This window comes from Micromonospora sp. NBC_01412, from assembly GCF_045040215.1.
Taxonomy (GTDB): Bacteria; Actinomycetota; Actinomycetes; order Mycobacteriales; family Micromonosporaceae; genus Micromonospora; species Micromonospora rubida.
Window position 1 is genome coordinate 1,254,401 of sequence record NZ_CP109528.1, and the last position, 24,130, is coordinate 1,278,530.

Genomic DNA, 24,130 nt, shown 5'->3' on the forward strand with positions numbered 1-24,130 from the left:
GAGTTGGACGTGAGCGAGCCGAACGACGCAACCTTCGACATCGTCATCCTCGGAGGTGGCAGCGGCGGCTACGCGGCGGCGCTGCGCGCCGCCCAGCTGGACCTGTCGGTCGCACTGGTCGAGAAGGGCAAACTCGGCGGGACCTGCCTGCACAACGGCTGCATCCCGACGAAGGCCCTGCTGCACGCCGCCGAGATCGCCGACCAGACCCGCGAGTCCGAGCAGTTCGGCGTGAAGGCCGAGCTGGTCGGCGTCGACATGGCGGGCGTCAACTCGTACAAGGACGGCGTGATCTCCCGGCTCTACAAGGGCCTCCAGGGCCTGGTGGGCAGCTCCAAGAACATCACCTTCGTCGCGGGCGCCGGCAAGCTCGTCGCCCCGAACGCCGTCGAGGTCGACGGCAAGCGCTACACCGGCCGCAACGTCGTGCTGGCCTCCGGCTCGTACGCGAAGAGCCTGCCCGGCCTGGAGGTCGACGGCGAGAAGATCATCACCAGCGACCACGCGCTGAACCTCGACCGGGTCCCCTCCTCGGCGATCGTGCTGGGCGGTGGCGTGATCGGCGTCGAGTTCGCCAGCGTGTGGAAGTCCTTCGGCGTGGACGTGACGATCATCGAGGCGCTGCCCCGGCTGGTCGCCGCCGAGGACGAGGAGTCGTCGAAGGCGCTGGAGCGGGCCTTCCGCAAGCGGAAGATCAACTTCAAGGTCGGCAAGCCGTTCGAGAAGGTCGAGAAGACCGACAAGGGCGTCAAGGTCACCATCGCCGGCGGCGAGACCATCGAGGCCGAGCTGCTGCTGGTCGCCGTCGGCCGCGGCCCGAACACCGCCGACCTCGGGTACGAGGAGCAGGGCGTCAAGACCGACCGCGGCTACGTGCTGACCGACGAGCGGCTGCGCACCGGGGTGCCGAACATGTACGCCGTCGGCGACATCGTGCCCGGCCTCCAGCTCGCCCACCGCGGCTTCCAGCAGGGCATCTTCGTCGCCGAGGAGATCGCCGGCCAGAACCCGGCCGTGATCGACGAGGCCGGCATCCCGCGGGTCACCTACTGCGACCCGGAGCTGGCGTCGGTCGGCCTCACCGAGGCGAAGGCCAAGGAGCAGTACGGTGCTGACAAGGTCAAGACGTACAACTACAACCTGGGCGGCAACGGCAAGAGCCAGATCCTCAAGACCGCCGGTTTCGTGAAGCTGGTGCGGGTCGAGGATGGCCCCGTCGTCGGCGTACACATGGTCGGCGCCCGGGTCGGCGAGCTGGTCGGCGAGGCGCAGCTCATCTACAACTGGGAGGCCTACCCGGCCGAGGTGGCGCAGCTCGTGCACGCCCACCCGACCCAGGGCGAGGCCCTGGGCGAGGCGCACCTCGCCCTCGCCGGCAAGCCGCTGCACGCGCACGCCTGATCGAGAACTGATTCCGCGGCGTCCGGCGACAGACGGGCGAGATCGCACCAGGGGAATGAAGGAGTCTTAGAACATGCCGGTATCGGTCACCATGCCTCGGCTCGGCGAGAGCGTCACCGAGGGCACCGTCACCCGCTGGCTCAAGCAGGAGGGCGACACCGTCGAGGTCGACGAGCCGCTGCTCGAGGTCTCGACCGACAAGGTCGACACCGAGATCCCGTCCCCGGCGGCGGGCGTGCTGAGCCGGATCGTGGTGGGCGAGGACGAGACCGCCGAGGTGGGCAGCGAGTTGGCCGTCATTGCCGGCGAGGGCGAGTCGGCGGGCGGCGGCGAGGCCGCCGCGCCGCAGCAGGAGGAGCCGGCCGAGGAGGCCGCCGAGGCCGCCGCCGAGCCGCAGGCCGAGGCGGAGCAACCGGCCGTCGAGGAGCCGGCGGCCCAGGCCGCCCCGGCCCCGTCGGGCGAGGGCACCCCGGTCAAGATGCCGGCCCTGGGTGAGAGCGTCACCGAGGGTACGGTGACCCGCTGGCTCAAGCAGGTCGGCGACGCCATCGAGGTGGACGAGCCGCTGCTGGAGGTCTCGACCGACAAGGTCGACACGGAGATCCCGTCGCCGGTCGCCGGCACCCTGCTGGAGATCAAGGTCGCCGAGGACGAGACCGCCGCCGTCGGCGCCGACCTGGCGATCATCGGCGCGGCCGGTGCCGCCCCGGCCGAGGCGAAGGCAGAGCCGAAGCCGGAGGCCAAGCCGAAGCCGGAGGCCAAGCCCGAGCCGAAGCCGGAGCCGAAGGCCGAGGCCGCCCCGGCGCCGAAGGTGCAGGAGCCGACCCCGGGTCAGTCGTACAACGAGCCGGCGGCGGAGGCCGAGACCGCGGCCAAGCCGGCGCAGGTCGAGCAGCAGGCCCAGCCCGCGGCCCCGACCGCCACCCCGCAGCGCCCGTCGGCGCCCGCCGAGGGCGGCGGCGAGGAGGCTGCCGGGTACGTCACCCCGCTGGTGCGCAAGCTGGCCAGCGAGCACGGGGTGGACCTGTCCTCGATCAGCGGCACCGGCGTGGGTGGCCGGATCCGCAAGCAGGACGTGCTGGAGGCGGCGGAGAAGGCCAAGGCGGCGAAGGCAGCCCCGGCCCCGGCGGCGCAGCCGGCCGCCACGGCGGCCCCGGCCAAGCCGGCCGCGAAGCCGCAGCCGAGCGCGAAGCGCGGCACCACCGAGAAGCTGCCCCGGATCCGGGCGACCATCGCCAAGCGGATGCAGCAGTCGCTGCACGAGATGGCGCAGCTCACCACGGTGGTCGAGGTGGACGTCACCAAGGTCGCCAAGCTGCGGGCCCGGGCCAAGGACTCGTTCCAGCAGCGGCACGGGGTGAAGCTGTCGTTCCTGCCGTTCTTCGCCCTCGCGGCGATCGAGGCGCTCCAGACGTACCCGATCGTCAACGCCAGCATGGACCTCGACGCCGGCACGATCACCTACCCGGAAGCCGAGCACCTCGGCATCGCGGTGGACACCGAGCGCGGCCTGATGGTGCCGGTGATCCACGGGGCCGGTGACCTGAACCTGGGCGGGCTGTCCAAGCGGATCGCCGACCTGGCGGAGCGCACCCGGACCAACAAGATCAGCCCGGACGAGATCGCCGGGGCGACGTTCACGCTGACCAACACCGGCAGCCGGGGCGCGCTGTTCGACACCCCGATCGTGCCGTCGCCGCAGTCGGCGATGCTCGGCACGGGTGCCGTGGTGAAGCGCCCGGTCGTGGTGAACGACCCGGAGCTGGGCGAGGTCGTCGCGGTCCGCTCGATGGTGTACCTGGCCATGTCGTACGACCACCGGCTCATCGACGGCGCGGACGCGGCCCGCTTCCTGGTCGCGGTCAAGGAGCGGCTGGAGGCCGGCAACTTCGAGGCCGAGCTCGGCCTGTAACTCCCGCTGTCCCACTCGACGGGCGCCCCGGCCACACCGGCCGGGGCGCCCGTCGCAGTAGTCCTCGAAGTACCGCCCGCCGGGCTGAGCCGAATCGACCCCGGGCCCACCGCGCGCTGCGAGAGTGGACGGGTGGGCGGCAACCGGCGGCGGAGGCTCGGCCCGGCCGTGGCGGTCGCCCCGGGCGCTCGGGTCGACAGGTTCGAGATCTTCTTCGACCTGGTCTTCGTCTTCTCGTTCTTCATCATCACCCGGGCCACCGCCGCCGAGATCACCGGCACGTCCCTGCTGCACGCCATGCTGGTGCTCGCCGTGCTCTGGTGGACCTGGGTGGTGCACAGCGTGGTGGCCACCCGGATCCGGCTCGGCCAGGGCTTCGTCCCGGTGCTGATGGTCGTCGCGATGGCGGCGCTCTTCTGCTTCGCGCTCGCGCTGCCCCAGGCCTTCGACGATCCACGCGAGGGCTCAGCCGGGCCGGTGGTCGTCGCGGTCAGCTACGTGGTCATCCGCGGCGTGCACCTGTTCCTCCTCTACCTGTACGCCGGGCGGGACAGCCCGGGGGAGCGCCGGCAGCTTCTCCGGTTCGCCCCGGAGATGGTGCTCAGCACGTTGCTGCTGCTCGCCGCAGCGCTGGTCCCCTCCCTGATCCACGACCTGGACCGGACGAACCTGGTCCGGGACGGGCTCTGGGTGGCCGTGGTGCTGCTCCAGTACGGCACGGGACTCTTCGGCACCGAGGGTTGGGCGGTGCAGTCGGCGGAGCACTGGACGGAACGCTACGACCTCATCCTGATCATCGCGCTGGGCGAGTCGGTCATCTCGGTCGGCGTCGGCAGCAACCTCCTCGGCCAGCCGCCGACCTGGCCGTCGGTCGCCGTGGCCGTCCTCGGCATCTTCTTCACCGCGGCGCTGTGGTGGGCCCACTACGACGTCATCGGGCCGGCCGCCCGGATCGCGTTGCACGCCGCGAAGGGCCGCCCCCGGGCGACGATGGCCCGCGACGCGTTCGCCTACCTCTACCTGCCGATGATCGCCGGGATCATCCTGTTCGCCCTGGGCGCCGAGGAGATCGTGCGCGGGATCACCGACCCCACCGTGCCCGTCGACGAGCCGGGCCACGGCTCGCCCGTGCCCCTGCTCTTCGGCGGGGTGATCTGCTACCTGTGCGGGAACATGCTGTTCCAGCTCCGCACGCTGCGCACGCTGTCCTGGACCCGGGTCGCCGCCGTCGTGGTGCTCGCCGCCGGCATCCCGGTCGGTGCCCGCCTGCCCGGGCTGGCCGCCGTGGGGCTGTTGACCGTGATCTGCGTGGGCCTGGTCGCGGCCGAGGTAATCATCATGGGGGAGGGCCGGCAGGCCCTGCACGAGGAGGTCACCCGCGAGCGCACCAGCCACGAGGCGAGCGATGCCGCCTGGCGGGCCCAGTGGCGCGAGAACGCCTCCGGGGATCAGCCGCCCGGCCAGCGGTGACCGATCAGCCGGCCGACCGCGCCGGGTGCGGGCCCGCAGGGCCGGCACCCGGCGGCCACTCTGGGTGCGGGCCGCAGGGCCGGGGCGGCCATGGTGGGCGCGGCTTGTAAGGCCGGCACGCGGCGGCCACGGTGGGTAGGATCATCGGCGGCGTCGCGGTGCACCCGGCAAGGAGACCGCCGAGGGCATGGAGGCGCGGGACCGTACAGGACTGATGTGCAGCCTTCCACCCAGCCGGGCGACCGCCTCACGGCGCTCGGCACCCAGTTGATCGAGATCCACCACTGGCTCCGCGAGGAGCTGGCCCGGCTGCGGGCGAGCCTCGAACCCGGCGCCGCCCCGCCGGCCGGCGGCGACCGGCTGCGCAGCCTGCGGGCCCACTGCCTGAGCTTTTGCTCCGCCCTCACCGCGCACCACACCGGCGAGGACGCCGGCGCGTTCCGGGTGCTCGCCGAGGAGGCGCCGCAGCTGCGGCCGGTCCTGGAGAAACTCGCCCAGGACCACCGGCTCATCGACGGCATCGTCCGCCGGATCGAGGAACTGGCCGCCGACCCGCCGGGCGACGACCCGGCCGCCGCCGCCCGGGTGCTCGCCGAACTGGACGGCCTCACCGCCATCGTCGAGTCGCACTTCGGCTTCGAGGAACGGACGATCATCGCCGCGCTGGACGCGCTGCGCGCCGACGCCGGCACCGCCGAGGAGCTGTTCGGCCTCGCCCCGCCGGCCTGGTGACACCGCCGCCGCGACTTGGTGGGCGTGCCCTGAGCAGAACGGTTATCCCTGCGGCACGCGCGGGCGGCAGGCTGGGCGGCATGGGCACGGGATTCAGCGGCGAGGTCGCCGTCTACTACGCGCGCCACCGCCGTGGCTACCCGGCGGAGGTGGTGGACGCGATCGCCGGGGCGTTCGGGCTGGACGCGGACGACGCGGTGATCGACGTCGGCTGCGGCACCGGGCAGCTCACTCTGCCGCTCGCCGCCCGGGTGGGGGCGGTTGTCGGCGTCGACCCCGAGCCGGACATGCTGGCGCTGGCCCGCCGCGCCGCCGTCGACTCCGGCGCGGGAAACGTCGTCTGGCTGCTCGGCGCCGACACCGACCTGCCCGTCCTGGGCCGGGTGTTGGGCGGCCGGCCGGTCGGCGCGCTCACCGTCGCGGTGGCGATCCACTTCATGGACCGCGACGCGCTGTTCCGGGCCGCCCGGCCGCTGCTGCGCCCCGGGGGCGGCATCGCCGTGGTCACCAACGGCACCCCGCTGTGGGCCCAGGACGCCGACTGGTCCCGGGCGCTGCTGGCCGGCCTGGAGCGGCTGCTCGGGCATCCGGTCACCGCGACGTGCCAGACCGACGAGGCGGGCCGGCGGCGCAACCGGGACGCCCTGGTCACGGCCGGCTACCGGGTGACGGAGTCCACGGTGGCGTACGCCGCGCCGCTCACCGTCGACGACATGGTCGGCGGTGTCTTCTCCGCGATGTCACCCGACCTGCTGCCCGACCCGGCTGGCCGGGCTGCCTTCACCGCCGAACTCCGCGCCGCCCTCGGCGGGCGCGACCGGGTCACCGAACGGGTGACCGTCGTCGCCCAGTTCGGCCACGCGGACTGAGAAGACTATGGCCGGGGCGGCCGTCGGGCCAGGTTCAGCGGTCGGCTGATTCGCCGGTCGGCAGAATCCGGCCCGGTGCGCTGGCCCGACGCGCGTGGACGCCGCACCCTGGGGCGATGGCGACCTTCTCCCTCCAGTCCACCCCCGCCGACGCCGCGAGCTGGCTCGACCTGGCCCGCCGGGCCGAGGTCGCCGGCTTCGACGCCCTGCTCGCCGCCGACCACCCCGGCTCCTGCGCCAACCCGTTCGTGGCGCTGGCCGCCGCCGCGTCGGTGACCTCGACGATCGGGCTCGGCTCGTACGTGTCGAACCTCGGCGTCCGCGAGCCGATGCTGCTCGCCGTCGACGTGGCCACCCTCGACGTGGTCTCCGGCGGGCGGGCCCGCCTCGGCGTCGGCGCCGGCCACACCCCGGCCGAGTGGCGGGCGGTCGGCCGGGAACGCCCCGACGTGGCCGGCCGGGTCCGCCGCTGCGTCGCGGTCACGGAGGCGGTCCGCGCCCTGCTCGACGGGCAGGAGGTCACCGTCGACTCCCCCGAGCTGACCGTGCACGCCGCCCGGCTGGAGTCGCCCCGGCCGGTGCGGGAGCGCATCCCGCTGACCGTCGGGACGTCCAACTCGACGCTGTTGCGCTGGGCGGGGGCGCACGCCGACGTGGTCGGGCTGGCCGGCTTCGGCCGTACCCTCGAAGACGGGCACCAGCACGAGGCCCGGTGGCGGGCCGACCAGATCGAGGCGCAGCTCGCCCGTGTCGCCGAGGGGGCGGCGGGCCGTGCCGAGCCGCCGGCGCTGGAGGCGCTGGTGCAGACGGTGCTGGTGACCGACGACGCGGAGGCCGCCGCCGCCGAGCAGGCCGCCCGGACCGGCCTCACCGTCGCCGAGCTGCTGGCCACGCCGTTCGTGCTGATCGGCACGGAGGACGAGATCGTCGCGGCGGTCGCCGAGCACGAGCGCCGCTGGGGCGTCACCCGCTTCGTGGTACGCGCCAACGCCCTCGACCCGCTCACCCCGGTGCTCGCCCGCCTGACCGGTGACGGTCGCCCGGCGTAGCCACCCCTTCGGAGCCGGGCGGGTGGCGCCGCATGGGTACCGTGCCTACGGTGATGATCGACAGTCCCGCACCAGCGCGGAGACCCGTGGCGGGGGCGATCGTTCTCGCGGTCGGCGGGCTCCTGATCGTAAGCTCGGCGCTGTGGCTGATTGCCAGCGGTGACACCGGTATCCGGTACACCGCCGACCACGACGGCACCGTCCCGATGTGGCACCACTGGATCCCCGCGCTGGTCGGCATCGCGCTCATTCGGCTGGTGCCGCCGGCTGGCCCCGCACCGTGGGCCGGGCCGGTCGCGCCGTACCGCGAGGCGGTGCCGCTGTTGCTCGCCGCCGTCGTCTTCGCGGTCACGCTGCCGCTGCTCGGCGGCGAGCCGGCGTACACGCTGCTGAAGCTGGCGCTGCTGCTCGGCGTACCGGCCGGGGTGTTCTGGCTGGCACGTCGGCGGACGCCGAGGTGGCGTCCCGAGCCAGCACCGGCCGACGCCGCGTACCGCTGGGGGCCGGCGCTGCCGGTGGTGGTCTGGCTCGCGCTCAGCTACGCCACCCCGCTGGCCATGCCGCCCAGCGACTACGGCCGGAGCGTCGACGCGGCCGTGCTGGTCGGCACGCTCGTCGTGGGCTTCGCACTCAACGCCCTGTTGGAGGAGGTCTTCTACCGGCGCTGGTTGCAGACCCGGTGGGAGTCGATCCTGGGCCGCTGGCCGGCCATCGTGCTGGCGTCGCTGGTCTGGGCGGCCTGGCACGTCGGCATCCAGGGCACCGGCCGGCTCGGGACCGACCTGGCGGTCGTCGCGGTCAACCAGGGCGTGACCGGACTCTTCCTGGGCTACCTGTGGTCCCGGTACCGGCGGATGTGGCCGCTGCTCGTGGTGCACGGCGCGATCAACGCGGCACCCATCCTGCTCGGCCTCTGACCTGGGTCGTCAGCCCTCATTCGATGGAGGTGAAGCTAGTACTCGGTCACTCCGAGGTCCTCGACGAACTTCCACACGTCCGTGTACGGATCACGTCGGCTGAAGGGCACGTGACTGGCGTACTGCCGTTCGAGCTGCACGGCACGCTTCACGACGCACCGGTCAGCCCGCCGGCCGCTCGGCGCGAACGCCCCGAGCCTGTGGCGCCCGCCGACGCCGCGCACCGGTACGGCCCGGCGCTGCCGATGGCGGTGCAGGGTGATTCGCGTAGCACTTCGTAGCACAATCTCGGTAGACTGCTCTCGTGGCTGAGCACGCTTCTCGCGAGATCACCCAACGCGAGCTACGAAACGACTCCGGCACGATCATGCGCGGGGTGGAGCGCGGAGAATCCTTCACGATCACCCGCAACGGCACGCCGATCGGCAGGCTCATCCCGATCCGCCGCCGCACCTTCGTGCCGCGCGCCGAGGTCATCGCCGCCTTCGCCACCGCGCCTGTCCTCGACGCCGCCACTTTCCGAGCCGACCTCGACGAGGCCATGGAACAGGAACTCTCCGACCGTGAGTGGTGAAGCACTCGCACGCGGGCTGATTGACACCAACATCGTCATCCACCTCGCTGCCCTCGACCCTCACCAGCTTCCTGAGGAGATGGTCATCAGCGCGGTCACGCTGGCCGAGTTGTCCGCAGGGCCGCACCACACTGATGATCCGCGCGAGCGTGCGCGGCGGATGAGCGTTCTCCAGCACGTGGAGGCGACCTTCGACCCGCTGCCGTTCGATGCCGAGGCAGCACGAGCGTTCGGCCTGATCTCGGCGGCCGTGCTCGCATCCGGCCGGGGCACCCGCCGCCGCATCGCGGACCTCATGATTGCTTCAGTCGCCCACGTTCACGGGATCCCGCTCTACACGACCAACCCGACCGACTTCTCGGGCCTGGCAGAACTGGTGACGATCACGGCGGTGGCGCGTCCCGACGCACGCTAGGTGGTGCGGGCCGTCGGCACCGTGCCAGCGGTGATGATCACGTCCGACTCCCGCCGCACCGTGGCCGGACCCGCCCGCGCCGCACCGCGAGGCGGTGCCGCTGCTGCTCGCCGGCGTCGCCTTCGCCCTGACGCTGCCGCGCGGCCAGCATAAGGAGGTGACGGCGGCGGTCCACTCGCACACGCCGCGCCAGTCACGGACGCATGAGTGGGCCCTCCGGCCGCTCGGCGACAAACACCCCGACACCGTGGACTCCCTCGACCCAGCCCTGCATCTGAAGGACCAGGATCGCTTGCCGCACGACCGTGGCCGACACGCCGTGCTCCAGTTTGAGCTGCGCGGTCGACGGCAGCTTGTCTCCTGGCGCAAGCTCGCCGGACTCGATCCGCTCACGGATGTTGTCGGCGAGCTGCGCCCACTTTGCCTTAGCGGGCATCCACACTCCCAGGTCTGCACCGCCATTCGACCACGAACTACTACCCACAACAAGTAAGGACCAGCTCTTCCTTACTTTACACATCCTGTTGTGTAAAGCTGGCGGCGGCTGGCTCCCAGGTCTGCAAACCCGGAGCTGGCTGTCCTGCGCAGGACGCACCCGGTCGACCATTCCCCCGGTCGGCCGGGTGCCACCCCACCGATCCGGCGAGGAAGGGCGGGAAGGCGTGTACTCAACGATCGGCAAGGAGAGGTTCCGCGTACCCGAAGGATCGCGGTGAGGTGGCCGGGCCGGCAGCGCTACGCGACACCGGTCCCCCTCGGTCCGCGCCACCGGCGGACCTGGCGCGGATGGCAGCGCTGGTGCTCGTGCGGCCTGCGCTGGACGGCATGCCCGGACCGGCACGCGACCCCGGCCACCGAGCCACCGACCCCGCCGCCGCGAAACACCCGCTGGCGGGACGGGTCCGTCGGATCGGACGCGCGGACCAGGCGGAACAACGGCGGTCGCTGGTGACGGGGGCCGGCCGGCATCTGCCGCTACGCCCGCTCTGGCTCTGCCGGGCCTGCGCCGCCCCCTGGCCGTGCGCCACGGCCCGGCTCATGCTGCTCCGGGAGTACGCCGACGACCGGATCGCGTTGCTGATCCACCTCGCCGGGCTGCTACACGAGGCGACCGGCCACCTGTACACCCTCAACCCGCACGACGCCCCGGAGCCGGGGCAGCTCTTCGACCGGTTCCTGGCGTGGGCACGCGTCCGCAAATCGCCGAACGACTCACCCCAAGATTCCGTCGTCGAGTTTCCCCGACCCAACCCGGCGAGCTGACCGACACTGCCCCGGGCCACCACTACAGCCACACAGAATCATGGTTGTAGTGGCCTCCCAGCGACGGCGAGGCCACTACAAGCGGGTTCGAGCGTGATCTTGGATGCCGACGACGTGCCCGGGCGGTGTGATCGAGATCCGCTCCCCGCGTCCGACCGGGGTCGCGTACCCGAAGATGGGGGTATGCGCATCCTCATGGCCGGCGCGTCCGGCTTCCTCGGCACCCGGTTGGTCGACCGCCTGAAAGCCGACGGGCACCAGATCACCCGCCTGGTCCGGCGGCCGGCGCGTACCCCCGACGAGCGACGGTGGAATCCGTCCGCCGCGCAGCTCGACCCGGCGGTGGTCGCCGACGCCGACGCCGTGGTCAACCTGGCCGGCGCCGGCGTCGGCGACAAGCGGTGGAACGACGAGTACCGGCGGCTGATCCGGTCCAGCCGGGTCGACACCACCACCACGCTGGCCATCACGATCGCCGGCATGCCGACCGCCGACCGCCCGGCGGTGCTGCTGAACGCCTCGGCCGTCGGCTGGTACGGCAACACGGGCGACCGGGTGGTGGAGGAGGACGCCCCGGCGGGCGAGGGCTTCCTCGCCGACGTCTGCCGGGTCTGGGAGGCCGCCACTCGCCCGGCCGAGGACGCCGGGGTGCGGGTGATCCGGCTGCGCACCGGGCTGCCGCTGCACCGCGACGGCGGGCTGCTCAAGCCGCAGCTGCTGCCGTTCAGGCTGGGCGTCGCGGGGCGGTTGGGCAGCGGCCGGCAGTGGCTGCCGTGGATCTCGATGGCCGACTGGCTGGACGCCGTGCGGTTCCTGCTGGGCCGCGACGACGTCGTGGGGCCGGTCAACCTGGTGGGACCGGCCCCGGTGACCAACGCCGAGTTCACCCGGGAGCTGGCCCGGCAGCTGCGTCGCCCGGCGGTGGTGCCGATCCCGGCGCTGGCGTTGAAGGTGGTGCTCGGCGGTTTCGCCCACGAGGCGCTGACCAGCACCCGCGTCCTGCCGGGCGTGCTCACCGGAGCCGGCTTCACCTACCGCCAACCCGACCTGCCCACCGCCCTGCACGCCGCCCTCACCGACTAGCCACACCACGCGCGGCTGTACGCGTACGCGGTCAGCCGGGCGGGCATGCGGGCCGCCGGGCGGATTTTACTCGGAATCGTCGTCGACGGCGGCAGAGAACTCAGCAGCGAACATCTCTGTGCCCAGCGTCGCGAGGACCTTGACCGTGATGCGGTCGACGTCGCCGCGCTCGGCTTCCGGAAGCGGCGCGCCGGAGGATTCGCGGGCCCGGACGGCGGCGCCCAGGAGGCGGGCGGCCCGCACGGGTTGGCCTGCGAGGGCGTATGCCCCGGCGAGGCCCTCGCGGGCGAGCGCGAGGGCCCGGGGGTCGCCGCTGTCCCGGGCGACGGCGAGGCCTTGGCGGTGCAGGGTGAGGGCCTCGGGTGCGTCGCCGCGTTGTTCGGCGAGGAATCCGAGTTCGGCAAGAAGGAGTGCCGGGCCCGGGCCGAATTCGACCTGGCGGTGCCACGCGAGAGTCTTGCGCAGGTATTCCTCAGCGAGGTCAAGGTCGCCCTCGCGCCGGGCCCCGAGAGCGAGACCGATCTCGGCGTGGATCTCGCCCGCCGTGTACCCGTGCTCGGCAGCCAGGGCCATCGCCCTAGCGTGGAGATCGGCGGCCTGCCGGAAGTCACCGGTGAGAAGAGCGATTCTGCCGAGCCCGGTGATCCGGTCGGCGGCTTCCGTCCAAAAGCCCAGTTCTTCGGCCAGGTGCAGGCCGGCCTGGTGCAGGTGTGCCGCGAGTGTGTAGTCGCCGGTGATCGTGGCCAGTGCCGCCAGCGGATAGGTGGTCCGCAGTTGTCCCCAGCGGTCGCCGAGTTTCTCGAAGCGCGCGTGGGCCTCCTTGGCGTCGCGACTCAGCGCAATGAGATCTCCCCGCAGCAGAGCCTGCGTGGCCCGGGTGCTGAGTGCTGCGGCGATGCCCCAACGGTCGCCGGTCACGCGGAAGTCGGTCAGGGCGCGGTTCACCAGTCTCTCGCTGCGGGCCAGGTCCTCGCCCGCGCCGAGCGAGGCGTGGCCGAGGAACCAGTTGGCGCGTGCGCAATCCGCCCGGCCGTCCACCTCCGCCTCGTTCGGGCGAGCCGGGCCATTCCGTTTCTCCCCGGCCAGCAGGGTGAATCCGGCGTGCCAGAGCACGGCCTGGGGCCGGAGAACGCTGGGGGTGCTGCCGCTGACCCGCACGGCTTCGCCCAGCGATCGTCGGGCCTCGCTCAGCCGACCGCGAAGAAACCAGTACCAGGTCGAGGCCAGCGCCGTCCGCAGGGCCCCGGTGGCATCGTTCCGGCGCACGGCGCACTCCAGGGCGATGCGCAGGTTGGCGCTCTCGTGGTCCAGGAGGTCCAGCCCGCGCTGCTGCTCGGGGCCGTAGAGCTGGGCCGTCACCTGTTCGGCGAGTTCGGTGTAGTAGGCGTGGTGGCGCAGGTGGAGCGCCTCGGACTCGTCCGCCTCCTCCAGGCGTTCCAGCGCGTACGCCGCCACCGACTCCGGCAGCCGGTAACGAGGGCCGTCGGCCACGGTGACCAGCGAGCGGTCCACCAGCCGGATCAGTGGGTCGAGAACCTCGTTGTCGCCGCCGCACACGGCCTCGGCCGCGTCCAGAGTGCAGCCGTCGGCGAAGACCGCGAGGCGGCGCAGGAGCCCACGCTCGTCGTCAGCGAGAAGTTCCCAACTCCAGTCGATCACCGCCCGCAGCGTTCGCTGGCGCGGTGGAACGCCGCGTCTGCCGCCGGCAAGCAGCCGGAACCGGTCATCCAGCCGGCTGGACACCTCGTGCACGCCCAGCGCGCGGACCCGGGTGGCGGCCAGTTCCAGTGCGAGAGGTATCCGGTCGAGGCGGCGGCAGATGGTGGCGACGGCGTCCGTGTTGTCCGCGGTAACGGCGAACCCGGGCGCGGCGGCTGCGGCGCGCACCGCGAACAGCCGCTCGGCGTCGGCCTGCGGCAACGGCGGCACGGCCCACACCGCCTCACCGGCCAGCCCGAGAGGTTCCCTGCTGGTGGCCAGGACGCGCAAGCCCGGTGAGGCGGACAAGATCCGGCGTACGACATCGGCCGCCGCGTCGATGACGTGCTCGCAGTTGTCGAGGAGCAGCAGGAGCCGCCTCGAACGCAGCGCGTCCTCGAGCCCCCCTGGCCCCACTTCACGGATGCCCAGCGCTGCACTCAATTGCTCGGCCACCTCAGTGGATCCGGCGAGGCTGACGGTCCGGACGCTGTGCGGATACACGTCGGCCGCCCGGGCGGCGGCCTCCTCGGCCAGCCGGGTCTTGCCGACCCCGCCGGGGCCGGTCAGGGTCACCAGCCGGTGGGAGATGAGCAGTTCACCTACCGCGGACACGGCGTCGTCCCTGCCGATCAGAGCGGTGAGTGGAGCCACTGGCTCACCGCCGCGCTCCCGGAAGGTGGGGGCCGCCTCCAGCGCGGCGTCGTGCTCAAGGATGGCCTGGTGCAGGGCGGTCAGCTCCGGCCCGGGATCCACGCCCAGTTCGTCGGCCAGCTGGTGCCGTAGCTGGGAATAGGCGGCCAGGGCCTCGGACTGCCGCCCGGCCTGGTAGAGCGCCCGGATCTGCGCGGCGCGCAGCCGTTCCCGCAGTGGGTGGCGGGCAACCTGCTCACTCAACCCATCGATCAGCGTGCGGTGCTCGCCAAGCTCCAGACGAGTTTCGGCGAGTGCCTCAACGGCGGTCAGCCGCTGTTCCTCCAGCCGCCCGGCCGCGGTCCGCACGAATCTGTGGTCACCGAGGTCAGCGAAGGCGTCCCCTCTCCACAGGGCCAGAGCTTCCGTCAACAGGCTCGCCCTGGTGTGCAGGTCCTCGGTGCGGTAGGCGGCGTTGGTCATCTCGGTGAACCGGTGGGAGTCAACGTCCTTGGGGCCGATCCGCAGCAGATATCCCGGCGGCCTTGACTCCACCAGCGCCCCGGCCCCGGGCTCGGCCCCTGCCAGGGAACGACGCAGTCGCGACACCTTCGTCTGTAGGGCACCGGCAGGGTTTCCGGGTAGCCGGTCCGCCCACAGGTCGTCCACCAATCGGTCCACCGAAACCACACGCCCCGCGTGGATCAGCAGCAGAGCCAGCAGCGCGCGGACCTTCGCCTCGGGGACGTCGACCGCGGTCCCGCTGGCAGTCCGGACGGCGAGCGGGCCCAGCACGCGGAAGTACATGGCGGCACAGTATCCGGCCACCGACGGCGGCCGCCTGAAGACCGACAGCGGCTCGACAAAGTTCCGCCAGCGCCGGTCGGCACTGTGAAGACCGAACGACGCGTCCGGCGACGCCGGCCGAAGGAACAAAGGAGGCATCAGATGTCGGAGAACGACAACCACGAGCGATCCGCGGTGTCAGTGATCGGCCTGGGGCAGATGGGGAGCCGGCTCGCCCAGGCATTTCTGGCTGCCGGGCACACGACGACCGTGTGGAACCGTACGGCGGCGAAGGCCGACGCCCTCGTCGTACAGGGCGCCGTCCGGGCGGCGACCGTGGAAGCGGCGGTCGCCGCGAGTCCCCTCGTCGTGGTCTGCCTACCGGACTACCCGACCGTGCGGGATCTGCTCGGGCCGGTGGCAGAGAGTCTGCGGGGTCGGGCCCTGGTGAACCTGACCTTCGGCACCTCGGAGGACGCCGCGACGATGGCAGGGTGGGTGGCCGGGCACGGCGCCGACTACCTCGACGGCGCCATGATGGCCCTCCCCGAGACCGTCGCCACCCCGGAGGGCTTTTTTCTCTACAGCGGATCCCAGCATGCCTTCACCACCCACCGGCGCGATTTGGAGGTAATGGCACCGGCGCACTACTTCGGCACGAAGGCGGGCTCTGCGGAGATTCATGACCTGGCCCTGCTGGGCACCGGGTACGCGGCCCTCACCGGATTCCTGCACGCCGCGGCGCTACTCGACGTTGTGGGCACCACCCCGGAGGTGTTCGCCCCGCTGGCGGCACAATGGCTGCGCGGCATGGCCGAGTTCCTGCCCGAGCTGGCGCGCGAAGCCGGATCATCGGAGTACACGAATGCAGTCTCCACGGTCGACATGAACCGGGCCGGAGTCGACAGTCTCATCCAACTCAGCAAGGCCAACGGTATTGCCGCCGCCGTCCATGAGCCGCTGAAAGCCCTGCTCGACAGGCGGTCGGCCGACGGTCACGGCCAGGACAGCTTTTCCAGCGTGTACGAGCTGTTGAGATCACGAGCCCTGGGGGGCGATGAGCGCGGAACGCGGATCGGCTGACACACGGCCTTTCCGGCCCAGCGGCAGGGGACAAGGCAGACTTGGCCCCTGCCCGAGCCGGGCGCGATACCGAGCCGTCTCCTCAATCTCTGGGAACCGGGATGAATGCGAGTTCTAGGTGCACGAGCCGCAGGAACTCGTCGCGTACCTGCGCGAGATCAGCGGCCGGGCGACCGGGCGGCGGCCGGTACGCGTACCCGGTGAGGTTGCCGGGGTTCGAGTGCGTCCTGACCGGCGTGCCCGGTGCGGTTGGTAACGTCCCTGGGTGCCGACCTCCCCGTCCCCGGCGTCGTCGCCGGTCCCGCCGCCCCGTGTCGTCCGCCACCGGCGGGCCGACCTGGCCGTCGTCCTCGTCGCGCTGGCGCTCGCGGTCTGGGTGACCAGCGGGCTGTGGCGGGACCCGAACACCCGCGCCATCACGGTCAACTCCAGCGACCAGGCGCTGTTCGAATGGCTGCTCGCCTTCGGCGGGCACGCGCTCACCCACGGCGAGAACCCGCTGTTCACGTACCTGATCAACGTCCCCGACGGGGTGAACCTCGCGGTCAACACCTCGATCACCGTGTACGCGGCGGTCTTCGCCCCGCTGACGTACCTGGTCGGGCCGCCGGCGACGTTCCTGGTGATCCTCACCCTCAACCTGGCCGCCACGGCGGTGGCCTGGTACCTGCTGCTGTCCCGGCAGTTCGTCCACAGCCGGCTCGCGGCGGCGGTCGGCGCACTGTTCGTCGCGTACTCCCCCGGCATGGTGTCGCACGCCAACGCCCATCTGAACTGGACGGCCGGCTGGCTGGTGCCGCTGCTGCTCTGGCGGCTGTTCGCGCTGCGCCGCCCCGCGCACTGGCTGCGCAACGGGATCGTGCTCGGCATCACCGTCGCGGTGGCCTTCTCGATCGCCGCCGAGGGGCTGTTCTTCACCGCCCTGGCGCTCGGCGTCTTCCTGCCCGTCTGGGCGCTGCACCCGAGCCGGCGGGCCGCCGCCCGGGCCGCGCTGCCCACCTTCCTGCGCGGGCTGGGCGTCACCGCGCTGACCGCCGGGGTGCTGCTGGCGTACCCGCTGTGGCTGCACTTCGCCGGGCCGCAGCGGTTCCACGGCACCGGCTTCGACCCGATCATCCACTCCGAGGACGTCGCCGCGTTCGGGGCGTACCCGCGCCGGTCGCTGGCCGGCGAGGCCGGGCTGGGCACCTCACTCGCGCCCAACCCCACCGAGGAGAACTCGTTCTTCGGGGTGCCGCTGCTGCTGCTCGCCGCCGTCTGCCTCGGCTACCTGTGGCGACGGGACCGGGCCCGCCGGGCCACCGTGTGGGCGCTGGGCGTCACCGGCGTGGTCTTCGCGGTGCTGTCCTGGGGCCCCCGGGCCAAGTGGAACGGCGAGCGCACCGACCGGCCGCTGCCGTTCCTGCTGCTGGACAACCTGCCGGTGGTCAACGCCGCCCTGCCGTCCCGGCTGGCCCTGGTGGTGGCCCCGGTGATCGGGCTGCTGCTGGCGTACACCGTCGACCGGCTGCGGGCCGACCCGCCCCGGCGCCGCGCCGCGTCCGCCGCCTGGGGCCTCGGCTTCGCGGCGGCGCTGCTGCCACTGCTGCCCACCCCGCTGCTGACCAGCGTCCGCGAGCCGGTGCCGGCGTTCGTCACGGCCGGCACCTGGCGACAGTACGTCTCCCCGGGCGGGGTGCTCACCCCGCTGCCGCTGACCCTCGACGTGACCCCGGACGGGCAGCGCTGGCAGGCGTACGCGCTGGCCCACCGGCAGGGCGAGTTCCGCATCCCGGCCGGGTTCTTCCTCGGCCCGGGCGGCCCGGACGGACGGGGCCGGATCGGCCCGCCGCCGCGCACCTTCGACACCCTGATGGACCAGGCCGGCCGCACCGGGCTGGTGCCGATCATCACCGAGGGCAGCATCGAGGAGTCCCTGGCCGACCTGCGGTACTGGGGCGTCGAGGTGGTGGTCCTCGCCGACCGGGTGCACGGCGCCAAGTACGACCTCGACGAGGAGGCCCTGCGCCGCACCGCCACCGCCCTCCTCGGCCCCCCACAACGCGTCGACGACGTCTGGCTCTGGAAGGTCCCCCCACCCTGACCCCTCTCCCCCGCGATCTTGCACTTCGGGCCCAGGCGAAAGGCACGAAAAGGGCACCCCGGGGGCCGCAACTGCAAGATCGCGCGGGGGCGGGGGCGGGGCGCGCGGGGCGGGGGGGCGGGTGGTGAGGCGGCTCACCGGGGGTGACCGGCCGGTACGGGGCTAGGCTGGTGGGCGTGACCGCGACGATTCCCGGGCTGACCGCCGTACGTGCAGGGGTGCTCGACTACCAGGCCGCGTGGGACGAGCAGCGCCGGCTGCACGAGTCGGTGGTGGCCGGCGAGCGCGGCGACACCGTGCTGCTGCTGGAGCACCCGAGCGTCTACACCGCCGGCAAGCGCACCGAGCCGTGGGACCGCCCGATGGACGGCACCCCGGTCGTCGACGTCGACCGCGGGGGCAAGATCACCTGGCACGGCCCGGGGCAGCTGGTCGGCTACCCGATCGTGCGGCTGCCCGACCCGGTCGACGTGGTCGCCTACGTCCGCCGCACCGAGCAGCTGCTGATCGACGTCTGCGCCGAGTTCGGGCTGGCCGCCAGCCGGGTCGAGGGGCGCAGCGGGGTCTGGGTGCCCGAGGACGACCGGGGCCCGGCCCGCAAGGTGGCCGCCATCGGCATCCGGGTCGCCCGGGGGGTCACCCTGCACGGCTTCTCGATCAACTGCGACTGCGACCTGGCGTACTTCGACCGGATCGTGCCCTGCGGCATCCGCGACGCCGGGGTCACCTCGCTCACCGCCGAGCTGGGCCGCCCGATCACCGTCGCCGACATGCTGCCGGTGGTCGAGCGGCACCTGCCCACCCTGGTCACCCCGCCCGCCTGACCCGCCCCGGCCACCGCGACGCCTTACTAGGCTCGGCGGATGCAGATCGATCTCGTCACCCTCATCGTCGCCGAGTACGACCCGGCCGTCGCCTTCTTCACCGAGGTCCTCGGCTTCGAACTGGTCGAGGACTCCCCGTCCCTGACCAACGACGGCCGCCCGAAGCGGTGGGTCGTGGTCCGCCCGCCGGGCGCGCAGACCGGCCTGCTGCTGGCCCGCGCCGACGGGGAGCGGCAGGAGGCGGCGGTCGGTGACCAGACCGCCGGGCGGGTCGGCTTCTTCCTCCGGGTCGACGACTTCGAGGCCACCCACCGCCGCCTCGTCGACGCGGGCGTCGAGTTCGTCCGGCCCCCGCGCACCGAGCCGTACGGCCGGGTGGCCGTCTTCCGGGACATCGCCGGCAACCCCTGGGACCTCCTCGGCTCGGCCTGACCCGGCCCTGCCCACTCTGCCCCGGCGCGACCTGCCCTGGACGGTGCAATCCGCCCTCCAGCTCCACCGGCTTTCCTGCGCTCCCTCCGAGTCCTCGCGCCCTCCCGGCCGGACGCGCCCGGCACGCTGCCCGTCGGGTGCTCGACAACGCGACCGAGCACTCCGTTGACGCACCGACACCACCCGTCCCCAGCACCCACCCCTCCCCACTCGCTTTGCTCTGCACCCACCGACGCAACAGTTACTGCACGCGCCTGTTGCATCGGTGGGTGCAGAGCAAAGGGGCGGAGTGGGGGTTGAGGTGGGCGGGGTCGACGCAGGTCAGGGGTAGCCGTGGCGGGGTGGCCTGAGGCAGCCAGCCCGCCACGGCTAACGGTGGGTGACGGGGACGCGCGACCGGTCGGGCCGTGACGCCGTGTAGGCACCGAGCAGGAATCGGCCGCTCAGGGGGTGAGGCGGTGCAGGTCGCGGGGGAACGCGGTGACCTCGCGGACGTTGGCCGCGCCGACCAGGCGGGCGACGAACCGTTCCAGGCCGATCGCGAAGCCGCCGTGCGGCGGCATGCCGTGCCGGAACGCGTCGAGGTAGCCCGCGTACGGGCCGACCGGCTCGCCGCGCGCCGCGAGGGCGGCCAGGTAGTCGTCGTACCGGTGCAGGCGCTGCCCGCCGGTGACCAGCTCCACTCCCCGGAACAGCAGGTCGAACCCGTTGGAGTACGCCGGCCGGGCCGGGTCGGGGTGGGTGTAGAACGGCCGCTTCGCCATCGGGTACCCGGTGACGAAGACGAACTCCGAGGAGTGCTCGGCGCGGGCCCACTCCCCCAGCGCCCGCTCGTGGGCGGGGGCGAGGTCCGGCTCGTCGGCCGGGGCGCCGGCGATCCGCAGGGCCTCGGTGAAGTGCACCTCCGGGATCCGCGCCGGCACCTCCGGCGGCGTCACGCCCAGCGTGGCCAGGGCAGCGCCGGCCCGGTCCGCCACGGTCGCCAGCATCCCGGCGAGGGTGTCCCGCAGCACGGCCATGACGTCGCGGTGGTCGGCCACGAAGCCCAGTTCGGCGTCGAGCGAGGTGTACTGGGCCAGGTGCCGGACGGTGTCGTGCGGCTCGGCCCGGAACACGGGCCCGACCTCGTACACCCGCTCGAAGACGCCCACCATGAGCTGCTTGTAGAACTGCGGCGACTGGGCCAGGTACGCGGGCCGTCCGAACCAGTCCAGCGCGAAGACGTTCGCGCCGGACTCGGTGGACGAGCCGACCACCTTCGGGGTGTGGATCTCCACGAAGTCGCGGGCGTCCAGGGCGGCCCGGAAGCCGGCCACCGCCGTCGCCGAGATCCGCAGCGCCGCCGACCTCCTCGGGTGGCGCAGGGCGACGGGCGCATGGTCGAGCTGGGTGGGCAGGCTCGCGGTCAGCGCCGGCCGGTACAGGTCGAACGGGGGCGGGACGGCGGGCGGGCCGAGCGGTCGTACCGTCGGGTCGGTCAGCTCGACCCCGGCGGGGGCCGCCGGGTTCGCGGTGGCCGTGCCGACCACCTCGACGACGGTCTCCTCGGTGAGCGCCCCGACGGCGGCGCGGACGGCCGGGTCGGTGACCACGACCTGGGTCAGGCCGGCGGCGTCCCGCACGATCAGGAACGTCACCGACTTGAGCAGCCGGCGGCGGTGCACCCAGCCGGCGACCCGGACGGTCGCGCCGGCATGGGCGGGGAGCTGGGTGGACAGGATGCGTTGCACGGCGGGCTGCTCCTCGATCAATCGCAACGCCTTCGCCGCCGCAGGGCGGCGAAGCATCGCCTCAGCCCCGGGAGGTGTGGGCGAGCGGGTCCTCGCGGTGCCACCACACCTTCGCCCCCGCTCGCGCGGGGGCCTCGTTCGTCGCCTGATGACCGGGGCCAGCCGGGCGGGCTCTACTGGGCGGGCGCCCGCAGGGCAGCCGCGCACGCCGTTCTTCCCGCAGCTCGGGAGGGTCTTCGCGCGCCGACGCCAGACCGCCTCGCAGCGAACGGCGGCTCTCTCGACTGGCGGGGCGACGCGCTACTCGGCTCCGTCACAGCTTTGCCGCAAGCTAGCACCCCGGGCGGGGCCGGTAACGGGATTTTCGGCGGTGGCGGTGGGCGGCGTCACAGGGATTAGGGGGTGACGGCCGTCGCCTCACGTTCATCGACGGCGGCCGTCCGGCGTAGGCTCAATTCGTGACGATCGAGCACTTCGCGCCGACGACGCCGACGACCGAGCAGCCGACGACCAGCCCCGCTGCGCGTACCGCCACGGTCGCCCCGGAGGGGCGGCGCATGCTGCGGATCGAGGCGCGCAACGCCGAGACGCCGATCGAACGCAAGCCGCCGTGGATCAAGGTCAAGGCCAAGATGGGGCCGGAGTACACCCAGCTGCGCGGGCTCGTCTCGCGTGAGGGGCTGCACACCGTCTGCCAGGAGGCCGGCTGCCCCAACATCTACGAGTGCTGGGAGGACCGGGAGGCCACCTTCCTCATCGGTGGCGACCAGTGCACCCGGCGCTGCGACTTCTGCCAGATCGACACCGGCAAGCCGGCCGAGTTCGACGCCGACGAGCCGCGCCGGGTGGCCGAGTCCGTGGTGTCGATGGGCCTGCGCTACGCCACGATCACCGGTGTCGCCCGCGACGACCTGCCCGACGGCGGCGCCTGGCTGTACGCCGAGACGGTCCGCCAGATCCACGCCCTCCAGCCCGGCTGCGGCGTGGAGCTGCTGATCCCCGACTTCAACGCGGTCCCCGAGCAGCTCGCCGAGGTCTTCGGCTCGCGCCCCGAGGTGCTGGGGCACAACGTCGAGACGGTGCCGCGGATCTTCAAGCGGATCCGGCCGGCGTTCCGCTACGACCGTTCGCTGGACGTGATCCGGCAGGCCCGCGCCGACGGCCTGGTCACCAAGAGCAACCTGATCCTCGGCATGGGCGAGGAGCGGGCCGAGGTGTCCCAGGCGCTGCGCGACCTGCACGAGGCGGGCTGCGAGCTGATCACCATCACGCAGTACCTGCGCCCGACGCCCCGGCACCACCCGGTGACCCGCTGGGTCAAGCCGGAGGAGTTCGTGGAGCTGCGCGAGGAGGCCGAGGAGATCGGCTTCGCCGGGGTGATGAGCGGTCCGCTGGTGCGCTCGTCGTACCGGGCCGGGCGGCTCTACCGGCAGGCGCTGGACGCCCGCGGGGCCGTCCGCGCCTGACCCGTCGGCCCGGCGTGCACCGGGACTGACGGACGTACGCCGGCTACAGCGACCACTGGGTCCGCCTGCCGACATGGCGCCGCCTTCGGGGCCGCAGGCGGGGTCGACCGCGTGCTAAATTCCGCGCGGCCCGGCCCCCGACGTCCCACCCAGCGGGGCGACTCTTGCCGAGAGACGTCGAAGATGATGAATTTAGTCATGCCCCTGCCACGTACGGTGATCATCGGCGCCGGTCCCGCGGGTCTGACCGCCGCCTACGAACTGACCAGGCGGAACGCCCCCGTCGAGGTGGTCGAGACCGACGACGTGGTGGGCGGGATCAGCCGCACCGTCGAACGGGACGGCTGGCGGTTCGACATCGGCGGGCACCGGTTCTTCACCAAGGTGGCCCGGGTCGAGGCGTTCTGGCACGAGGTGCTGCCCGACGGCGACTTCCTGCTGCGCCCCCGGATGAGCCGGATCCACTACCGGGGCCGGCTGTTCGACTACCCGCTGCGGGCCGGCAACGCGCTGGGCAACCTGGGGATCGTCGAGGCGGTCCGCTGCGTCGGGTCGTACCTGTGGGCGCGGGTGCGACCGCCGGCGGACCAGAGCCACTTCGAGGGCTGGGTGTCGGCCCGCTTCGGCACCCGGCTGTACCGGATGTTCTTCAAGACGTACACGGAGAAGGTCTGGGGCATCCCGGCCACCGAGTTGCAGGCCGACTGGGCGGCCCAGCGGATCCGTAACCTGTCGCTCGCGGGGGCGGTGCGCAACGCGCTGCTGCCCCGCCTGGCCCGGGCCGACATCACCAGCCTGATCGAGGAGTTCCAGTACCCCCGGCTCGGCCCGGGGATGATGTGGGAACGCTGCGCCGAACTGGTCACCAAGGCCGGCGGCGTGGTGACGCTGGGGGCCCGGGCGGCGACCGTGCACCGCGCCGACGGCCGGGCGGTCGCGGTGACCGTGGCCGGGCCGGGCGGCGCGCGCCGGGTCGCCGCCGACCACGTGATCAGCAGCATGCCGCTGCCCGCGCTGGTCCGGGCCATGGACCCGCCCGCGCCGCCGGAGGTGCTGGCCGCCGCCGACGCGCTGCGGCACCGCGACTTCCTCACCGTGGCCCTGGTGGTGCCGGCCGCCGCCGGCTTCCCGGACAACTGGATCTACGTGCACACCCCGGGGGTACGGGTCGGCCGGGTGCAGAACTTCGGCTCCTGGTCGCCGTACCTGGTGCGGGAGGGGTTCACCTGCCTGGGGCTGGAGTACTTCGTCGATGTCGGCGACGACCTGTGGGACGCCCCCGACGAGGAGCTGGTCGCCCTGGGCACCGCCGAACTGGAGGCGCTCGGGCTGGTCGACGCCGGTGCGGTCTCCGCCGGGTACGTGGTCCGGATGCCGAAGGCGTACCCGCTCTACGACGCCGGGTACGAGCAGGCCGTGGAGACCCTCCGCGCCTGGCTCGCCGAGGCGGTGCCGAACGTGCACCCGGTCGGCCGCAACGGCATGCACCGCTACAACAACCAGGACCACTCGATGCTCACCGCGATGCTGACCGTGGAGAACATCCTCGACGGCGGCGACCACGACGTGTGGGCGGTCAACGTCGAGGAGGAGTACCACGAGCAGGCCGGCGGCTCCCCGCCAGCCGGGTCCACCGGCCGGCACGGCACCGGACGGGCCGCCCCGGTCCTGCCCCGCCGCCCCTGACCGCCCGGAGCACCGGGCGCGGCT

At 72.8% G+C, this 24,130-nt stretch carries 20 protein-coding genes; 17 read left to right on the forward strand and 3 right to left on the reverse strand.

The window, feature by feature from the left end; genetic code table 11:
• Nucleotides 1–9 precede the first annotated feature (9 nt).
• The 9 genes from lpdA (at nucleotide 10) to OG617_RS05395 (ending at nucleotide 9,339) form a co-directional block, all read left to right on the forward strand.
• Complete coding sequence (gene lpdA / locus OG617_RS05355; RefSeq protein WP_405099205.1) at nucleotides 10–1,401, forward strand: dihydrolipoyl dehydrogenase; 1,392 nt, start codon at nucleotides 10–12, stop codon at nucleotides 1,399–1,401.
• A 73-nt stretch (nucleotides 1,402–1,474) separates the two neighbouring features.
• Nucleotides 1,475–3,313, forward strand: coding sequence for a 2-oxoglutarate dehydrogenase, E2 component, dihydrolipoamide succinyltransferase (sucB, locus tag OG617_RS05360; protein ID WP_405099207.1), 1,839 nt, complete (start codon nucleotides 1,475–1,477; stop codon nucleotides 3,311–3,313).
• A gap of 132 nt (nucleotides 3,314–3,445) precedes the next feature.
• Nucleotides 3,446–4,783, forward strand: a complete 1,338-nt coding sequence (locus OG617_RS05365) for a low temperature requirement protein A (protein ID WP_405099210.1) — start codon at nucleotides 3,446–3,448, stop codon at nucleotides 4,781–4,783.
• 216 nt (nucleotides 4,784–4,999) lie between these two features.
• Entirely contained in the window at nucleotides 5,000–5,515 is a 516-nt protein-coding gene (locus tag OG617_RS05370) for a hemerythrin domain-containing protein (RefSeq protein ID WP_405099212.1), read from the forward strand.
• Between the two features lie 80 nt (nucleotides 5,516–5,595).
• A complete protein-coding gene (locus OG617_RS05375; RefSeq protein ID WP_405099214.1) occupies nucleotides 5,596–6,384 on the forward strand; it encodes a class I SAM-dependent methyltransferase in 789 nt (262 codons plus the stop codon).
• A gap of 116 nt (nucleotides 6,385–6,500) precedes the next feature.
• Entirely contained in the window at nucleotides 6,501–7,433 is a 933-nt protein-coding gene (locus OG617_RS05380) for an LLM class flavin-dependent oxidoreductase (RefSeq protein WP_405099216.1), read from the forward strand.
• An 86-nt stretch (nucleotides 7,434–7,519) separates the two neighbouring features.
• Nucleotides 7,520–8,350, forward strand: a complete 831-nt coding sequence (locus OG617_RS05385) for a CPBP family intramembrane glutamic endopeptidase (RefSeq protein WP_405099218.1) — start codon at nucleotides 7,520–7,522, stop codon at nucleotides 8,348–8,350.
• Between the two features lie 304 nt (nucleotides 8,351–8,654).
• Nucleotides 8,655–8,924, forward strand: coding sequence for a type II toxin-antitoxin system Phd/YefM family antitoxin (locus OG617_RS05390; RefSeq protein WP_405099220.1), 270 nt, complete (start codon nucleotides 8,655–8,657; stop codon nucleotides 8,922–8,924).
• The gene (locus OG617_RS05395; protein WP_405099222.1) at nucleotides 8,914–9,339 is read left to right on the forward strand and encodes a type II toxin-antitoxin system VapC family toxin; all 426 of its coding nucleotides are present in this window, start codon (nucleotides 8,914–8,916) and stop codon (nucleotides 9,337–9,339) included. Before OG617_RS05390 ends, OG617_RS05395 begins: the two co-directional genes overlap by 11 nt.
• A 193-nt stretch (nucleotides 9,340–9,532) precedes the next feature.
• Here the strand turns inward: OG617_RS05395 and OG617_RS05400 are convergent, their stop codons facing one another.
• A complete protein-coding gene (locus OG617_RS05400) occupies nucleotides 9,533–9,775 on the reverse strand; it encodes a winged helix-turn-helix domain-containing protein (RefSeq protein WP_405099224.1) in 243 nt (80 codons plus the stop codon).
• Nucleotides 9,776–10,125: 350 nt separating this feature from the next.
• On the opposite strand from OG617_RS05400, the gene OG617_RS05405 reads away from it, so the two are divergent.
• Together OG617_RS05405 and OG617_RS05410 are read left to right on the forward strand one after the other, a co-directional pair.
• Nucleotides 10,126–10,602, forward strand: coding sequence for a hypothetical protein (locus OG617_RS05405; protein WP_405099226.1), 477 nt, complete (start codon nucleotides 10,126–10,128; stop codon nucleotides 10,600–10,602).
• 183 nt (nucleotides 10,603–10,785) lie between these two features.
• Nucleotides 10,786–11,685 carry a TIGR01777 family oxidoreductase gene (locus tag OG617_RS05410; protein WP_405099228.1) on the forward strand — a complete coding sequence of 300 codons (900 nt, stop codon included), beginning with the start codon at nucleotides 10,786–10,788 and terminating at the stop codon, nucleotides 11,683–11,685.
• A gap of 66 nt (nucleotides 11,686–11,751) precedes the next feature.
• Here the strand turns inward: OG617_RS05410 and OG617_RS05415 are convergent, their stop codons facing one another.
• Nucleotides 11,752–14,823 (reverse strand): BTAD domain-containing putative transcriptional regulator, encoded by a 3,072-nt coding sequence (locus OG617_RS05415; protein ID WP_405099230.1) that lies wholly within the window; start codon nucleotides 14,821–14,823, stop codon nucleotides 11,752–11,754.
• Between the two features lie 84 nt (nucleotides 14,824–14,907).
• On the opposite strand from OG617_RS05415, the gene OG617_RS05420 reads away from it, so the two are divergent.
• The 4 genes from OG617_RS05420 (at nucleotide 14,908) to OG617_RS05435 (ending at nucleotide 19,224) form a co-directional block, all read left to right on the forward strand.
• Complete coding sequence (locus OG617_RS05420; protein ID WP_405104118.1) at nucleotides 14,908–15,885, forward strand: NAD(P)-dependent oxidoreductase; 978 nt, start codon at nucleotides 14,908–14,910, stop codon at nucleotides 15,883–15,885.
• 265 nt (nucleotides 15,886–16,150) lie between these two features.
• Nucleotides 16,151–17,968: a DUF2079 domain-containing protein gene (locus OG617_RS05425; protein ID WP_405099232.1), complete on the forward strand. Its 1,818-nt coding sequence runs from the start codon at nucleotides 16,151–16,153 to the stop codon at nucleotides 17,966–17,968.
• Between the two features lie 176 nt (nucleotides 17,969–18,144).
• On the forward strand, nucleotides 18,145–18,792 hold the full coding sequence (lipB, locus tag OG617_RS05430) for a lipoyl(octanoyl) transferase LipB (protein ID WP_405099234.1): 648 nt from the start codon (nucleotides 18,145–18,147) through the stop codon (nucleotides 18,790–18,792).
• Between the two features lie 39 nt (nucleotides 18,793–18,831).
• Nucleotides 18,832–19,224, forward strand: a complete 393-nt coding sequence (locus OG617_RS05435; RefSeq protein ID WP_405099236.1) for a VOC family protein — start codon at nucleotides 18,832–18,834, stop codon at nucleotides 19,222–19,224.
• Between the two features lie 443 nt (nucleotides 19,225–19,667).
• Here the strand turns inward: OG617_RS05435 and aspS are convergent, their stop codons facing one another.
• Nucleotides 19,668–20,954 (reverse strand): aspartate--tRNA(Asn) ligase, encoded by a 1,287-nt coding sequence (aspS, locus tag OG617_RS05440; protein WP_405104119.1) that lies wholly within the window; start codon nucleotides 20,952–20,954, stop codon nucleotides 19,668–19,670.
• A 458-nt stretch (nucleotides 20,955–21,412) separates the two neighbouring features.
• Between aspS and lipA the strand changes: the two genes are divergently transcribed.
• On the forward strand, nucleotides 21,413–22,420 hold the full coding sequence (gene lipA, locus OG617_RS05445; RefSeq protein ID WP_405099238.1) for a lipoyl synthase: 1,008 nt from the start codon (nucleotides 21,413–21,415) through the stop codon (nucleotides 22,418–22,420).
• Nucleotides 22,421–22,618: 198 nt separating this feature from the next.
• Nucleotides 22,619–24,106: an NAD(P)/FAD-dependent oxidoreductase gene (locus OG617_RS05450; protein ID WP_405099240.1), complete on the forward strand. Its 1,488-nt coding sequence runs from the start codon at nucleotides 22,619–22,621 to the stop codon at nucleotides 24,104–24,106.
• The last annotated feature ends 24 nt before the right edge of the window (nucleotides 24,107–24,130 follow it).